15 protein-coding genes are annotated in these 16,075 nt (G+C 54.9%); 7 read left to right on the top strand and 8 right to left on the bottom strand.

Translation table 11 applies throughout. The features are described 5' to 3' along the window. Positions 1 to 49: 49 nt before the first annotated feature. Complete coding sequence (locus tag OIN60_RS06850; protein WP_305754115.1) at positions 50 to 1,186, bottom strand: S-layer homology domain-containing protein; 1,137 nt, start codon at positions 1,184 to 1,186, stop codon at positions 50 to 52. A gap of 382 nt (positions 1,187 to 1,568) precedes the next feature. On the opposite strand from OIN60_RS06850, the gene OIN60_RS06845 reads away from it, so the two are divergent. The 4 genes from OIN60_RS06845 (at position 1,569) to chrA (ending at position 4,231) form a co-directional block, all read left to right on the top strand. Then, a complete protein-coding gene (locus OIN60_RS06845; RefSeq protein ID WP_305754114.1) occupies positions 1,569 to 2,357 on the top strand; it encodes an alpha/beta hydrolase in 789 nt (262 codons plus the stop codon). A 231-nt stretch (positions 2,358 to 2,588) separates the two neighbouring features. After that, positions 2,589 to 3,065 (top strand): chromate efflux transcriptional regulator ChrS, encoded by a 477-nt coding sequence (gene chrS / locus OIN60_RS06840; protein ID WP_370872406.1) that lies wholly within the window; start codon positions 2,589 to 2,591, stop codon positions 3,063 to 3,065. A 33-nt stretch (positions 3,066 to 3,098) separates the two neighbouring features. Beyond that, complete coding sequence (gene chrB, locus OIN60_RS06835; RefSeq protein WP_305754153.1) at positions 3,099 to 3,692, top strand: chromate efflux transporter ChrB; 594 nt, start codon at positions 3,099 to 3,101, stop codon at positions 3,690 to 3,692. Next, on the top strand, positions 3,689 to 4,231 hold the full coding sequence (chrA, locus tag OIN60_RS06830; RefSeq protein ID WP_305754113.1) for a chromate efflux transporter ChrA: 543 nt from the start codon (positions 3,689 to 3,691) through the stop codon (positions 4,229 to 4,231). The genes chrB and chrA overlap by 4 nt, the downstream gene beginning before the upstream one ends. A gap of 121 nt (positions 4,232 to 4,352) precedes the next feature. Here chrA and argH read toward each other — a convergent pair whose 3' ends face one another. From argH to argC, 7 genes are all read right to left on the bottom strand, one after another. After that, positions 4,353 to 5,771 carry an argininosuccinate lyase gene (gene argH, locus OIN60_RS06825; protein WP_305754112.1) on the bottom strand — a complete coding sequence of 473 codons (1,419 nt, stop codon included), beginning with the start codon at positions 5,769 to 5,771 and terminating at the stop codon, positions 4,353 to 4,355. A gap of 20 nt (positions 5,772 to 5,791) precedes the next feature. Next, entirely contained in the window at positions 5,792 to 7,024 is a 1,233-nt protein-coding gene (locus OIN60_RS06820; protein WP_305754111.1) for an argininosuccinate synthase, read from the bottom strand. A gap of 87 nt (positions 7,025 to 7,111) precedes the next feature. Next, positions 7,112 to 8,068 (bottom strand): ornithine carbamoyltransferase, encoded by a 957-nt coding sequence (argF, locus tag OIN60_RS06815; RefSeq protein WP_305754110.1) that lies wholly within the window; start codon positions 8,066 to 8,068, stop codon positions 7,112 to 7,114. 30 nt (positions 8,069 to 8,098) lie between these two features. After that, entirely contained in the window at positions 8,099 to 9,295 is a 1,197-nt protein-coding gene (gene argD / locus OIN60_RS06810) for an acetylornithine transaminase (protein WP_305754152.1), read from the bottom strand. A gap of 110 nt (positions 9,296 to 9,405) precedes the next feature. Next, positions 9,406 to 10,239 carry an acetylglutamate kinase gene (gene argB / locus OIN60_RS06805; RefSeq protein WP_305754109.1) on the bottom strand — a complete coding sequence of 278 codons (834 nt, stop codon included), beginning with the start codon at positions 10,237 to 10,239 and terminating at the stop codon, positions 9,406 to 9,408. A 37-nt stretch (positions 10,240 to 10,276) separates the two neighbouring features. After that, positions 10,277 to 11,503, bottom strand: a complete 1,227-nt coding sequence (gene argJ, locus OIN60_RS06800) for a bifunctional glutamate N-acetyltransferase/amino-acid acetyltransferase ArgJ (RefSeq protein ID WP_305754108.1) — start codon at positions 11,501 to 11,503, stop codon at positions 10,277 to 10,279. Positions 11,504 to 11,524: 21 nt separating this feature from the next. Continuing rightward, a complete protein-coding gene (gene argC / locus OIN60_RS06795) occupies positions 11,525 to 12,574 on the bottom strand; it encodes an N-acetyl-gamma-glutamyl-phosphate reductase (protein ID WP_305754107.1) in 1,050 nt (349 codons plus the stop codon). 147 nt (positions 12,575 to 12,721) lie between these two features. On the opposite strand from argC, the gene OIN60_RS06790 reads away from it, so the two are divergent. The 3 genes from OIN60_RS06790 to OIN60_RS06780 all read left to right on the top strand — a co-directional run bounded on the left by OIN60_RS06790 (position 12,722) and on the right by OIN60_RS06780 (position 15,907). Continuing rightward, positions 12,722 to 14,413, top strand: coding sequence for a GAF domain-containing sensor histidine kinase (locus OIN60_RS06790; RefSeq protein WP_305754106.1), 1,692 nt, complete (start codon positions 12,722 to 12,724; stop codon positions 14,411 to 14,413). Positions 14,414 to 14,415: 2 nt separating this feature from the next. Then, the gene (locus tag OIN60_RS06785; protein ID WP_305754105.1) at positions 14,416 to 15,165 is read left to right on the top strand and encodes a response regulator; all 750 of its coding nucleotides are present in this window, start codon (positions 14,416 to 14,418) and stop codon (positions 15,163 to 15,165) included. A 181-nt stretch (positions 15,166 to 15,346) separates the two neighbouring features. Next, positions 15,347 to 15,907 carry an NADPH-dependent FMN reductase gene (locus tag OIN60_RS06780; protein ID WP_305754104.1) on the top strand — a complete coding sequence of 187 codons (561 nt, stop codon included), beginning with the start codon at positions 15,347 to 15,349 and terminating at the stop codon, positions 15,905 to 15,907. Positions 15,908 to 16,075 lie beyond the last annotated feature (168 nt).

Raw genomic sequence — 16,075 nt, 5'->3', positions numbered from 1 at the left:
GCTTTACCCTCTCAACCAGGGCGGTACACCCTTGCTTCAGTTGTTAACTTTACTGATCAATGCTGTCCTCATCCTCCGTGGACGTGGAATCATTACCATCCTCGCTGACCACCGTAATTTCAACCTCTGTGCTCTCATTGCCGTCGGCATCCTCAGCAATGACCCTCAATACGGCATCCCCCGTCACTTCCGAAACGGAAACCTCAAACAGTCCGTACTCATCCGCTGTGTCACTGCCAAGAAGCGTGTCATCCTCAGAATATACACGGATGGTCACACCCGGATCAGCCGTACCGGTGATGCTGCTTTCCCCGCTCTCCACAGCATCTACATCCGGCGCTGATACCTGTGTATCTACAGCATCCCCGCTGTCAGCGGCCGCCGTATCTTCCGTATCGGTAGAAGTGTCCGTATCTTCTGCGGGCTCAGGCTCGGCATCCGTATCTACCGGAGGGAGGACCATATTATCATCTTCGCCGTAAGTATCATCAATAACGCTTCCTGTATTTTCATCAGGAGCTATGATATTGTCCGTATCGTCCAGCGTATATCCGGATGCCGCATCCAGAATAACGACGGCCTCAGCGCGGGTAAGCTCTTTCTCAGGCTTAAAGCTGCCATCAGGATACCCGTTCATATAACCCTGCCCGATCACAGCCGCTACACTACCTCTGCTCCAGGAAGCGATCTCGTCAGCATCGGAGAAGCCTGTGAGCGTGCTTGCTGAACCCGGTGTCAGCCCAATGACCTTAGCGATAATCGCTGCTGCCTCCTGACGTGTTACCTGTTGATTCGGGCGAATCCTGTCATCCGCATAACCGTTGATATAACCGGCCTGTACCGCTGTCATGATATCGTTATAAGCCCAACTGCCGGAGGACAGGTCGCTGAAGCCGGAACCGGTTGAACCATAGGTGGTATCCGCAACCGTCGGCGCGGACGAAGTGAAGGAGCCAAAGGTACGGTTGACAAGTGAAATGAATTCGGCGCGCGTAATGCTTCCGTCCGGCTTCAGTGTACCGTCACTATATCCGCCCAGAGTGCCGATCGCTACCCAGCGCTTGATCTGATCCCCGGCCCAATGCGTGCTCAGATTTTCAGTCGCTGCGGATGCGCTGCTGAATGCGCTCAGCACCAATCCCGTTCCCAAAGCTCCTGTCACTACTTTGCGAAAATATTTTCCCATTCCTTTTACATCCTCCTTTGAGTTGGCTTGCGAAGAAATGAAGCTCCCATCCTTTTTAAAACAATTTATCAGATTTCCAAACAATGAAAACCCTTTTTTCCAGAAAATGATTCGATTCTCCCATTCGCGGTATGCTGCATAAAAAAACATCAACACCAGGACTTAAGATTCTATTTTCATCAACACCAGAATCACTAAGCAAAGCTATATTTCATTTTTCGTTGATTTATTGCGAATTTTAATTTTCATATTTACGAAATTCAAGAAATGTCAAAACCTTTAATTCCGTCAGGACACCACTCATCATTTCCGATAAAATAGTTCATGCAAGCGCTTATCATTTGCTGGAATAATTACTTTTTCAAAAGGAGGAACTACACTTATGGCGCTGATTGAATGCCGGTTCTATTCGGAAACACTCGGGCTGAGCACGTCCATGACGGTCATTCTGCCGCAGCAAACCCGCTCCCAGATCGGACTGCAAAATACGAAAGGACACGGGCCGCATCCTACCCTTTATTTACTGCATGGCTTATCGGATGATGATTCCATCTGGCTGCGCCGCACCTCCATCGAAAGGTATGTCGCATCGCTCGGGATCGCGGTCGTCATGCCTCAGGTCCATCGCAGCTTCTACACGGATATGGCTGATGGAGGCGCTTACTGGACCTTCATCAGCGAAGAGCTGCCACGGCTCGCCCGCTCTTTCTTTCCACTATCTGACAAGCGGGAGGACAACTTTGTTGCAGGCCTGTCCATGGGCGGCTACGGGGCGTTCAAGCTTGCGCTGCGGCATCCGGACAAGTTTGCGGCCGCAGCCAGCCTGTCAGGCGCACTGGATTTAAGCAAAATGAGGACCTCGCCGCAGCTGAGCGTCATGGAAGCCGCCGAATGGGACCGAATCTTCGGTGCCGCCCCCATCCAAGGCACAGACAATGACCTGCTGGAGCTGCTTGCACGCCTCGACCGGAGTGAAGGCGCAAAGCCGCTGCTCTACCAGTGCTGCGGAACGGAGGATTTTTTGTATCAGGAAAATTTGAACTTCCGGGACGCTTGTCTGAACACCGGCATCCAGCTTACTTATGAAGAGGGACCGGGGGAGCACGAGTGGGGCTATTGGGATGCCAAAATACAAGAGGTGCTGGCATGGCTGCCTTTCGAGCGGAAATAGGCCGTCACACCTAATGCTAATTTTGTCGAATATGCGTCAAAAAACAGGAAATCCTTTCTGGCGAAGGGTTTCCTGTTTTGTTACTAAAACGAACGGTTTTTTTATCAAAACGAAACAAAAATCAGATTACAACCATTGATTGGTAATCATTTTAAGCTTATATTCATACATAAAGAAATGAAAATAGATTATTATATTTCGTTTGGAATTTGAACAGGAAAGGATCACATCATGAAAAATATGGATGAGCAGGCTCACGCACCTGTCGACACGATTGACCGCAAAATTATCTCCATCCTGCACCAAAACGCCCGCATCTCCTATACAGACCTTGCTAAGGAAATCGGCCTTTCCCGCGTAGCCGTGCAGACCCGTATTCAGGCCTTGATGGATCATGGGGTCATTGAGCGTTTTACCGCCGTCATTAATCCCGAGAAGATCGGCATTTCGGTGTCGGCTTTTTTTAACGTTGAGGTGGAGCCCAAGCATCTGCAGCAGGTGGCCGAAATTCTTGCCGAGGAACCTACAGTGACAAGCTTGTACCACATGACCGGCCCGAGCAAACTGCATATGCACGGCTTGTTCGCCAACCATCAGGAAATGGAACAGTTTCTGAAGGAAAAGCTGTATCCCCTTCCAGGCATTACCGGGGTAGATTGCCAGGTGCTGATTCAGCGCTACAAGAGCCGCATGGGCATGCGTTTATAACATGGACAAGAGAGGAACTTTAATCCAATGACGATGAAATCATCAGGCACAACCTATTGGAATCTGTCGGCCGCCATGATGCGCACCGGTATTCTCGGTTACGGCGGCGGACCGTCCGTCATTCCGCTGATCCGTTACGAAGCCGTCACCCGTTATCAGTGGATGGAGGACGATGAATTCGGAGAGACGCTGGCGATTGCCAACGCCCTGCCCGGACCGATTGCAACCAAAATGGCAGCCTACCTCGGATACCGGCAAAAAGGAGCTCTCGGCGCGATCATCGCGGTGCTTGCCCACATCCTGCCAAGCTGCATCGCCATGGTTGCGCTGCTATCTGCCGTGCAGTTTCTGAGCACCTCCAGGGTCATCGCGGGCATGATTGCTGCGGTGACCCCTGTCGTGGCGGTCATGCTCGGCACCATGGCTTATGAATTCGGGGAGAAAGCTGTCAAGGGACTGGGCAAATATGTGGGGATCGCCTTCTTTATCATTTCCCTGCTGCTGCTTCAGATCATTGAAATTCATCCGGCCATTGTAATCGTGCTATTTCTTGCTTACGGAGCCGTGCATTTCCGGCTTCTGGCGAAGATGAAGGCACGCCGCAAGCAAAAGGAGGAGGGTCTATGATCGAATGGCTGCAGCTTCTGCTTGGATTCTTTATTGCTAATGTCCTGGGATATGGGGGAGGCCCCGCCTCGATCCCGTTAATGTATGAAGAAATTGTACCCCGCTATCATTGGCTAGATGATCAGGCATTTTCCAATATGCTGGCGCTTGGCAATGCTCTGCCCGGACCGATTGCCACCAAAATTGCCGCCTTTGTCGGTTATGACGTGTCCGGCTGGTTAGGCGCTCTGATTGCGCTTGCTGCCACTGTGGTTCCGTCGGCCGCCGCGCTGATCATCCTGCTGCGCATTATGGCCAAGTACCGGCAGTCCCCGGTCGTCAAAGGCATGACGCTGCTCGTGCAGCCGGTCATCGCAGTCATGATGGCAGTGCTGACCTGGCAAATGGGCGCCACGTCCTTTGCTTCCATCGGCATGTGGCAGTCACTCGGCATTGCAGCCGTGGCCTTCTGGGCCATGAATCTGCGCAAGATTCACCCCGCGCTGGTGATTGTGGCGGCATTCATTTACGGCGGTCTGGTGCTGGCGCACATGGTTTAAATGGATGGACACCCGAAGACGCGCCTGTCTGAACAGAAAAAGGAAGAAGCCTGCGGGGTCAAAGTTCAGTTCGACACCTGGGGCTTCTTCCTTGTTTGCTTCAACTGTGATCTTCTAAATATTATGCCTCCACATTTCCCCGACGGAGCTCCAGCCAGTGCACGGTAGCTTGCAGCGTTTTCTCGCTGCGCGTGATCGCATCTGTGACCTGAGCAGTGGCGGTTCCGCCGTACACGTTGCGGGCGTTCACGACCGCTTCCGGCTGCAACACAGCATAGATCCGGTCGTCAAACAGCTCCGAGAACTGCTTGAACTCATCCAAGGTCAGGTCAAGCAGGTATTTGCCGTTCTGGATGCAGTACAGCACCGTCTTGCCGATCACTTCATGCGCCTGGCGGAACGGGAGCCCTTTACCCACCAGAAAGTCCGCAATATCCGTCGCGTTGGAGAAGTCCTGGTTCACCGCTCGGCGCATGCGCTCCTTGTTGACCTTCATCGTGGCGATCATCGGCGCGAACAACTGCAGCGCGCCTTCCAGCGTCGCCACGGTGTCGAACATGCCTTCCTTGTCTTCCTGCATATCCTTGTTGTAGGCCAACGGCAAGGACTTCAGCACAGTTAGCAGTCCCATCAGGTTGCCGTAGACACGACCAGTTTTGCCGCGTACCAGCTCAGGCACATCTGGGTTTTTCTTCTGCGGCATGATGCTGCTGCCTGTGCAGAAGGCATCGTCCAGCTCGACAAAGCTGAATTCCGTGCTGCTCCACAGCACCAGCTCCTCGCTGAGCCGGGACAGATGGGTCATGATCAGCGAAGCCGCGGCCAGGAATTCAACGATAAAATCACGGTCGCTGACCGCATCCAGACTATTCTCGTATACACCATCAAATCCGAGCTGCTCAGCCACAAAATGACGATCGATCGGGAACGTCGTTCCGGCCAGCGCCCCTGCGCCAAGCGGCAGGATATTGATACGCTTATAACTATCCTTCAACCGGTCGATATCTCGCTCAAACATAGACACATACGCCATCAAATGATGGGCGAACAGAATCGGTTGCGCCCGCTGCAGATGCGTATAACCAGGCACAATCGTGTCCATGTTTTCCTTGGCCTGTCCGATCAATGCTTCTTGTACCGCATGCAGCATGCCAACAAGAGCAACCACACGGCCGCGCAGGTACAGATGCATGTCCGTCGCCACCTGGTCGTTACGGCTGCGGCCTGTATGCAGCTTGCCGCCGACAGGACCGATCTCTTCAATCAGATTCTTTTCGATATTCATGTGAATATCCTCGTCCGCTACGGAGAACTCAATCTCTCCCTTGCGGATGCGCTCCAGCACCTTTAACAGACCCTCTTTAATGATCTCGACATCCTCCTGCGGAACAATTCCGCATTTGCCCAGCATGGTGACATGGGCCAGACTGCCCTGAATGTCCTCTTCAGCCAGTGTCTTATCAAAGTTGATGGAAGCCGTATATTCTTCCACGAGCTTGTTCGTCTGCTTCGTAAAACGGCCGCCCCACAGCTTGCTCATTCTGCTGCCCCCTCTCTGCCTTATTTATTCTGATTTACACCGGAATACACCTTCAAGCGGAGCGCATTCAGGCGGATAAAGCCGGTTGCGTCCCCTTGATCGTAGGCCTGGGTAGGATCGGCTTCCATCGTGGCGATGTCCGGATTGTACAGGCTGACCGGACTTTTCACGCCTGCGCCGATGACATTGCCTTTATACAGCTTCACGCGCACCGTGCCAGTCACATTTTTCTGGCTCTCCGCAACGAGTGCCTGCAATGCCAGACGCTCCGGCGCAAACCAGAAGCCGTTGTACACAAGCGTGCTGTATCTCGTAATCAGACTGTCACGCAGATTCATCACTTCGCGGTCCATCGTAATGGATTCCATTTTGCGATGCGCCGTGAACAGGATGGTACCGCCCGGCGTCTCGTATACACCACGGCTCTTCATGCCGACGAAACGGTTCTCCACCATATCGACACGGCCGATACCATGCTTGCCGCCCAGCTCATTCAGCTTCTCCATCACCTGCAGCGGGCTCAGACGCTCGCCGTTCAGCGCGACACAATTGCCTTGTTCAAATTCAAGCTCCAGGTATTCCGGTGTGTCCGGCGCGTCCTCGGGATCGTTGCTCAGCAGGAACATATCCTTGTTCTCCGGTGTGCTCGGATCAAACCACGGATCCTCCAGCACCCCGCTTTCGTAACTGATGTGCAGCAGGTTGCGGTCTGTGGAATACGGCTTCGCCGCAGATGCGGTGACCGGGATGCCGTGCTTTTCCGCATAAGCGATCATTTCCGCTCTTCCCGGGAACTGATTGCGGAACTCTTCCAGCCGCCAAGGCGCAATCACCTTGATGTCCGGCGTCAGCGCCGCCGCGTTCAGCTCGAAGCGCACCTGGTCGTTGCCTTTGCCTGTAGCACCGTGGGCGATGGCCGTCGCGCCTTCCGCCTGCGCAATCTCTACCATGCGCTTGGCGATCAGCGGACGTGCGATGCTTGTGCCAAGCAGATACTGGCCTTCATACAAAGCCCCTGCCTGGAACATCGGATAAATGAAATCCTTCGCAAACTCGGCGCGCAGGTCGTCGATGTATACCTTGGATGCGCCGGTTGCCAGCGCTTTTTCCTCCAGCCCGTCCAGCTCATCCTTCTGGCCGATATCCGCTGTAAAAGCAATAATTTCCGCGTCATAGGTTTCCTTCAGCCATTTCAGGATGACCGACGTATCGAGACCCCCGGAATACGCCAGTACGATTTTTTCTTTTGCCATTAGACCGCTTCCTCCCTGTGCATCCATACTATTGTTAATTACATGTACCATTCATGACCTGAAATATATATTTTAGGTGCTGTACTGTTAAGCCATTAAAGCGACGAGCAGCGCTTTTTGCGCGTGCAGCCGATTTTCCGCCTCATCGAAGATCACGGAATTCGGACCGTCGATGACACCAGCGGTAACTTCTTCCCCGCGATGTGCGGGCAGGCAGTGCATGAACAGGTAGTCCGGCTTCGCCAGCTTGACCAGCTCTTCGTTCACCTGATACGACGCGAAGGCCGCCTCACGCTGCTTTTGCTCCTCCTCGAAGCCCATGCTCGCCCACACGTCCGTGTAGATCACATCAGCGTCCTTGACCGCTTCCTGCGGACTGGCTGTGACCACGATCTCGCTGCCTGTTTCTTTGGCGATCTCTTTGCACTCAGCCACCACATTTTTGTCCGGTTCATAACCGGCAGGGCTGGCTACGGATACGTGCATCCCCAGCTTGGCTCCGCCGATCATCAAGGAATGCGCCATGTTGTTGCCGTCGCCGATATAAGCGACCTTGAGGCCTTTCAGCTTGCCCTTCTTCTCATACACCGTCTGATAGTCTGCCAGCACCTGGCACGGATGTGCCAAATCGCTCAATCCGTTGATGACCGGCACCGTGGCGTAACGCGCCAGATCAATAACATTGTTGTGGCCGAACGTGCGGATCATGATGCCGTCGAGGTAACGGGACAACACCTGCGCCGTATCGCTGATGATCTCCCCCCGGCCGAGCTGAATGTCATTTTTGCTCAGAAAAAGGGCATGCCCCCCAAGCTGATACATCCCGACCTCGAAGGATACGCGGGTGCGTGTTGAGGATTTTTCAAAAACCATGCCCAGCGTCTTGCCCTGCAGCGGCTGATACAGTTCTCCGTTCTTCTGCTTGCGCTTGATATCCACCGCCAGATCAATCAGATATTGAATCTCTTCGGTCGTAAAATCGTTCAGCTCTATAAAATCCCGCCCCTTCAGGTCGAGCTTCAGCTTCTCTTCGGTTTTGCTCATGAGAGAGTCTCCTTTCGGCCTGCAGCCGGTTTATTTTTCCGCAGCCGTGTGGGCTTCGATCACTTCCGCAACAATGCCCACAGCCATGTCAATCTCTTCCTTTGTTACATACAAGTTAGGCAGAAAACGGATGACATTGGGCCCTGCTGTCACAAACAGCAATCCTTTCTCCTGTCCGGCCAGCACCAGCTCGCCCACCGGTTCCGCGCATTCAACGCCGATGAGCAGTCCCTTGCCCCGCACTTCCTTGACAAAAGGCATATTGGCAAAACGGCTGTTCAAACGCTCCATAAAATATTCGCCCATTTCCGCCGCTCGTGCCGCCAGGTTTTCCCCCACGATAACTTCTACTGTTGCGTTGACCGCCGCCATCGCGAGTGGTGTACCGCCGAAGGTGGAACCGTGACTGCCCGCCGTGAAGGCTTCGCGCAGATACCCTTTGCCCAGCATCGCGCCGACAGAGAAGCCGCTGCCTACCCCTTTGGCAATGGTAAAAATGTCAGGCTCAATCCCGTAATGCTCATGCGCGAACAATTTGCCGGTACGTCCCATGCCGGTTTGAATTTCGTCAATAATGAGCAGCAGCCCGTGCTCGCGGCACAGCTCCACGATGTAGTCCACAAAATCCGCTTCCACCGGGTATACCCCGCCTTCGGCCTGCACCATTTCCAGCATAATGGCGGCTGTAACATCACTGACCGCGGCTTTCAGAGCCGCTTTGTCATGCAGCGGAACGCTTTTGAAGCCTGCCGGCAGAGGGAGGAAGCCCTCCTTCACTTTATCCTGTCCGGTAGCGGTCAATGTCGCAAGTGTCCGTCCGTGAAAGGATTGGGTAAACGTAATAACCTCATATCTTCCGTCCTGCTTCACCTTCTGGTGGTAACGGCGCGCCAGCTTGATGGCGGCTTCATTCGCCTCCGCCCCGCTGTTGCAGAAAAATACCGCATCCGCGCAACTATTTGCCGTTAGCAGTTGCGCGGCTTGCTCCTGACCCGGAATATGAAACAGATTCGATACATGCCACAACGTATCGATCTGCTGCTTCAGCCGCTCGGCCACTGCTTTGGGCGCATGCCCCAGATTGGTCACCGCCAGGCCGCACATGAAATCAAGGTAGCGTTTCCCTTGGTCGTCCCACAGCCAACTGCCTTCTCCTTTGACGAGACTCAGCGGGTATCTTGCATATGTGGGAAACAAGGCACTCTCCTGCGCTTGACCTGCCGCCATTTCCTTCACCGTGGCTCCGCCTGCTGTTCCATTGTGCCCGTTAGCCATATCCTTCACGCTCCTGTTCATGCCGACACTACGGCCGGGTTGATTTTTTAGTAAAGATAGAGTTACGTTCTGGCTATTCTCGTACCGATATTTTCCCCGTTCAGTACACGGCTGAGCACCTGCGGCTCCGTCCCGTCCACAATGACAACCTCACGGACTTCACCATGGATGCAAGCAACCGCCGCCCGCACCTTCGGAATCATGCCGCCGTAAATTTCGCCTGTGCCGATCATATCCTCAATATCCTGTACCGTCACCAGAGGCAGCACCTGCTTAACGCCGTCCACATTCCGCATAATACCGGGAACATCTGTCACCACGATCATCCGGCTCACCCCGATGTGGGATGCCACCGCACCTGCCGCCGTATCGGCATTAATATTGTAACGCTGGCCTCCTGCATCGATGCCCACCGGCGCGATGACCGGCATATAGCCCATATCCACAATACCCCCGATCAGCTCCGCATTGACCGCTGTCACATCCCCGACCCAGCCGACCTCTGCCCTGTTCGCCACCGGCTGCGCCTGAATCAGAGAACCATCCGCACCCGACAGGCCAACTGCTTTGCCACCACGCACCATGATGCGGCGTACAATCTGCTTGTTGATGCTGCCTGCCAGCACCATTTCCACCACATCCAGCACCTCTTCCGTCGTGCGGCGCAGTCCGTTGACGAATTCGGTCTCAATGCCGAGCTTCGTCAACGTATCGGAGATGGCCGGGCCTCCGCCATGCACGATGACCGGCTGCCTGCCATCCCGCTGCAGGTGCACCAGATCGTCGAAGAAGGAATCCGGCAGCGCAGCCAGCGTGCTACCGCCACATTTCATGACAAAGCTGGAGCGCAGCCGTTCCGGCACTGTCTGTGCTGTATTGTCCGCTGCGGTTTTCATTGCATGCCTCCTCTACTCCTGGTATATATAAGTCCGCTTACGTCCGGTAAGCCGCATTAATTCGCACATAATCATAAGTCAAATCACAGCCCCATGCGGTAGCAGCACCATCGCCGTTATGCAGATCAACAACAATGCGTACCGTGTCTCCGCGCAAATAAGCAAGAGCTTCCTCTTCATCAAATACGACCGGACGTGAGCCCTTCAGCACGATGATATCACCGAGCCGGATATCGACCGTCTCCGGATTGACCGGCTCTCCCGCACGGCCAACGGCGGCGATAATGCGTCCCCAGTTGGCGTCCGCTCCGAACACGGCTGATTTGACCAGACTGGAGCCGATCACGGTCTTCGCAATCGCTCTAGCCGACAGCTCACTGACCGCACCGCTTACGGACACCTCCACCAGCTTGGTCGCTCCTTCCCCGTCCCGGGCAATGCTCTGGGCCAGAATACGGCACACATATGTAAATGCCTCGGCAAAGGCCTCCCAATCCGGATGCTCCGCATTCAGCTCCTGATTGCCGGCAAGTCCGCTTGCCATGGCGACCAGCATATCATTCGTGCTCGTATCACCATCAACCGTAATCATGTTGAACGTCGTATCCGTCGCCTGCTTCAGGAGCTGCTGCAGCGACGCCTGCTCCACTGCCGCATCACAAGTCATAAAGGCAAGCATCGTTGCCATGTTGGGATGGATCATACCCGAGCCTTTAGCGGCACCGGCGATATGTACTGTTACCCCGTCGATGACCAGCGAAACGCACGACTCCTTCTTCACCAGATCTGTCGTCAAAATCGCCTGCGAAAAGGCTTCAGCTCCTTCGCGGTCAACGTTCATCTGCTCCGGCAGCCCTTGGATCCCCGCATGCACACAGTCCATCTTCAGCAGCTCCCCGATGACACCCGTGGATGCCACGGCCACATCACTTTCAGCCACGCCAAGCTCCCGCGCTGCTGCCGCACGCATCGCGTAGGCGTCTTCCTCGCCTTGTTGACCGGTGCAGGCGTTGGCATTGCCGCTGTTAACGATAACAGCCTGCAATCGGCCATCGGCCATACTCTCCCGTGTTACCTTCAACGGCGCTGCCTGAAAAATGTTGGTGGTGTATACGGCTGCCGCCGTGGCTGGAACCTCGCAGCGGATCGCCCCCAAATCGTTGCGGTCCGTCTTCTTCAGGCCGCAATGCAGCCCGCCTGCACTGAAACCGCGCGGCGTTACAATCGAGCCTTCGCTCACGATTTCGAACATTTGTTTCCCCATAGTTGTGCCCCCGTATCCGCGTTACGGATAGACCGGCGTCAAGCCGAGCCCGAGGTTTTCCTCCCATCCCATCATGAGATTCATATTTTGAATAGCCTGGCCTGCCGCGCCTTTAACGACATTATCAATGACCGAAATAATCGTCACCCTGTTCGTCCTTGAATCGACGGCAAAGCCGATGTCACAATAGTTGGAGCCGGATACTTCCTTCGTGGCCGGCCATACGCCCGCATTCCGGACACGCACAAACGGCCGTCCTTTGTAATACTCCCTGTAGAGATCCACCAGATCCTGATCCGTATAGTCTCCGTTCAGTGTCGCATACATGGTGCTCATAATGCCGCGCGTCATAGGCACAAGCTGAGTAGTGAAGGTGACTGTAACTGTCTCTCCCGCCACATCTCCAAGCACCTGTTCAATTTCCGGTATATGCTGATGTTTATTCACTTTATACGCTTTGAAATTTTCGTTAATTTCGGCAAAATGCGTCATCAGGCTGGTGCCACGTCCCGCGCCGGATACACCGGATTTCGCATCAATAATCATGCTGCGGTGGTCGATCCAGCCAGCCTTGAGCGCCGGAATGAGACCGAGCAGCGTCGCTGTCGGATAACATCCCGGGTTGGAGATGAACGGCACGCCCGCCGCACGATCACCATACACTTCCGCTAGCCCGTATACTGCCTGTTCCAGATAAGCAGAGGGGGCAGCCGGCTTTTTGTACCATTGCTCATAGGAAGCGCCGTCCTTCAGCCTGAAATCCCCCGACAGGTCAACAACCTTCAGACCGGCATCCAGAAGCTGAGGGACCAGTTCTGTACTTACACCCGACGGCGTCGCGGTAAAAACAAGATCGGCCTTGGCCGCAATCTCCTCTACTATAACCCCATCCAGATCCTGAACCAATATATCCGTTAAATGCGGGAAGCCTTCGTTAATGGGCGTTCCGCTGCTGGAGGATGAGATCACCGAGACAACGTCCACCTGCGGATGATGCTGTAAAAAACGAATCAGTTCCACCCCGCCGTAGCCGGTGGAACCGACGATTGCTACTTTCAATTTGCTGTTCAAATGCTGCTCCCCCATTCCGCTCTGCTTGAGTTGTGTATTATTATACATCCGTATTCATATAAATACAACCATTCCATGTTAAGTTTCAGTAGGGGCAATGCTATAATAAAAACGACTCAGAAATGACAAGAAAGCGCGGGGATCCGTATGAACAACCCTACACATATGCAGGAGCTCATCACGCTGAAAACCATTGCCGAAACCTTGAATCACTCAGGCACACTACAGCCGATGCTGCAAAATGTGCTCGAACAACTGCTGGATTTGACCGGCCTGACGACAGGCTGGATTTTCCTGATGGACACCTCACATGAATATGAATTTGCCGCCGACCGGAATCTGCCGCCGGCTTTGACTTACAGGGATAAACAGCCCATGAAATGCGGCAACTGCTGGTGCGTGGACCGGTATCATGGCGGACGACTGCATAATGCCGTTAACATTCTGAACTGCAAACGGCTCGAAGACGCCGAGGAGCAGCGGACTGCGGATACTGGGGGAATCACTCACCATGCCACGGTTCCGCTCCGCTCAGGAGAGCGCAGCTATGGCCTGATGAATGTCGCTTCTCCAGGCAAAAACCACTTCACAGACAGCGAGCTGGCCCTCCTGCAGTCCGTAGCGCTGCAAATCGGAGGCGCACTGGAGCGCATCCGTCTGTTCGAGGCGGAGCAGCGCCGAGCGCTGCTGTTCAGCAAAGCAGGCGAATTCGGAGGTGCACTTGCTAAAATGGCCTCAGGAACCGGCACAATGCTCTACCTGGTGGCTGACCGGGTAACACAGCTGCTCGGCGAGACGTTCGCCGAGTGGCCCTTGGCCGCCTTGTTCGAGCCGGAAGAGGGCGGTTACACCCTGCGGAGTCTGTATGTCGGAACCGGCCTGTCCCATCAGGCCGGTTCCGGTACGGAGCGGCTGCGGAGCCTGCTGACAAGGGGCGCCGCAGACAGCCGACCCGTGCGCGCATCAGCTGCTGAGCTGGCGGAGTTGCGCCTGGCAACAGGGGACAACGGAACTCAACTGAAAGCAGCCTTTGCAGCTGCTGTGCCTTCATGGTGCAGACAGTCGGCCGTGCTGGTTGTCGGGTGCAACGGCAGTAGGGAAGAAGAAGCCACACAGGTGGATGCCGTGGTGATCGAGGCGGTGGCGGAGCATATTACCGTCACACTGGAACGGGTGAAGCTGGAGGAACAGCAACGGCTGTTGACCCGTCTGGAGGAGCGCAACCGTTTGGCAAGAGATTTGCACGATTCGGTCAGCCAAATTTTATTTTCTCTATCGCTGACCGCCAAGGGTGTGGAAGCCATGCTCACTGGAGAAAACGACGGTCCGGCGGCCGCAGCCGTCCGAGATATGCGCCAACTGTCGCAGACCGCACTGCAGGAGATGCGCAGCCTGATCCGGCAACTGCGGCCCGCCGGTCTGGAAGCCGGTGTGCTGTCTGCGTTGCAGGAATATGGATCCATGCTCGGACTGCGGATTCAAACGGAAATGGAGGGCGTCCGGCAGCTTCCCCCAGCAGTCGAGGAAGCGCTCTGGCGCATCGGGCAGGAAGCCTTGAACAATGTCGTCAAACATGCAGGAACCAGAGCAGCCGATGTAAGACTTTCACTCCTGCCAGACCGGACCGTGCTGCGCATTGCGGATCAGGGTCGCGGCGGTGTATTAAAGCATCCGGCCTCCGGAGGGGGGCATTACGGGCTGGCCAACATGAAGCACCGTGCCGAGTCGCTAGGCGGAAGCTGTACAATTACGAGCAGCGCCGGGAACGGAACCGTCGTGGAAGCCACCATTCCTCTGGGCCGTTTGAGTGATAGAGATCCGATGACGGGAGGAGCCTGATTATGATTAAACTGCTGCTTGCCGACGACCATGCCATGGTGCGCAAGGGACTGCAGGTGTTTTTGTCTACCCAATCGGATATCGAGGTGGTCGGTGAGGCTTCCAATGGAGCGGAGACACTGGAGCAGGCAGCACTGCTGCTGCCCGATGTGATTCTGATGGACTTGAACATGCCCATGATGGACGGGATTGCGGCGGCTCGGGAGCTGAGGGCGGCACAGCCGCAGATCAAGGTGATCGTCATGACCTCCTTCAATGACAGAGCCCATGTCCTGCCCGCCGTCCAGGCCGGGGTTAAGGGGTATTTGCTGAAAGATATCGAACCTTCCGAGCTGGCGGAAGCCATCCGGAGGGTGTATCAAGGGAAGGTTGAGCTCCATCCCGACGCAGCGGGAGAGCTGATGAGACTGATGTCTTCCCCGGATGCCCAAGGGCTGAGAGTGGGTCAAAATATGCAGGATACGAACCCTCCACACCATGCAGGGGAGCTTCGGTACGGAGAAGAGCCGCACGATGAGAATGCATCCGCAAGAGGCAAACCATCCTACCCGCACCTGGAGCGGCTAACCCCCCGGGAGCGTGAAGTGCTGGACCTGATTGCCCACGGATTGAACAACCGAGAGATTGCGGAGAAGCTGGTCATCACCGAAAAAACGGTCAAGACCCATGTCAGCCATCTGCTCGACAAGCTGGAGCTTGCTGACCGGACGCAGGCGGCCATTTTCGCCTTAAAAAACGGAATCAGCAGCTAAGATACCCATTCCATCTCATCCTAAAGTTGTAGACGCTCAGCCTTGCGGCTGAGCGTTTTTCGCCATACAAAGATACATCCCTCTGCCGACGCCCCCTGCTGCGTCCGTAAGGTAAGATACCAGTAGAAACAGCACAACGCTAACAGAAGCCTAATTTACAGGAATACAGGAGGAATCTCTAATGAATATTGTCGCCCTTACAGGAAGCAACCGTAATCATGCAGCAAGCAGCGGGCTTGCGGAATATGCCGCAGCCATCATGCGTGAGTCAGGACATACAGTCCGCATAATCCATCTGTACCATACGCCGCTGCCGCTTTATTCTCCCACAGCGGAAAATCTGCAGCATCCTGGCGTAGAACAGCTGCTGCAGTCGTTTGAACAGGCTAACGCCATCATGCTGACTACGCCGGAGTATCACGGCAGTATCAGTGGTGTGCTCAAAAACGCGCTCGACTACCTGGGCCAGGCGCATTTTAAAGGCAAGGCCGTGCTAACCGCCAGCACCGCCGGAGGTCCGGTTGGCATCAGCTCACTGCTGCAGCTGCAGGCGATCGTCCGCAACCTGCACGGCGTGAACTGCCCGGAATGGATCTCGATCGGCGGCAGTCTGCGCCACCAATTCGAAGGCATATCCGGCCTCCAGACGGGTGTGCATGAGTCCGTGCCGGAAGCGGACGAACGCGTTTTCAGTGCTGTCAGGTCGTTCCTGCGGCTGGCAGAAAGCCTGCGTAACGAGTAGGCCGCTGCTTCAGACACATCCTTATCCGGCTGAACCATCCCCAACAGTTATTATGAACGAGACAGACTCCCACGTACTTGCAATATCTTAGGTTACTTTGGCAATACAGGTAGTATAAGGGCCTGCGATCCAAAGCAGAGCTAAATTGCAAAGGAGAGTCTGTCTATG

It is taken from the genome of Paenibacillus zeirhizosphaerae, assembly GCF_030705605.1.
In the GTDB taxonomy this organism is placed as follows: Bacteria; Bacillota; Bacilli; order Paenibacillales; family Paenibacillaceae; genus Paenibacillus; species Paenibacillus zeirhizosphaerae.
Note: the sequence above shows the minus strand (reverse complement) of the source record. Positions and strands in the feature narration are given on the sequence as shown.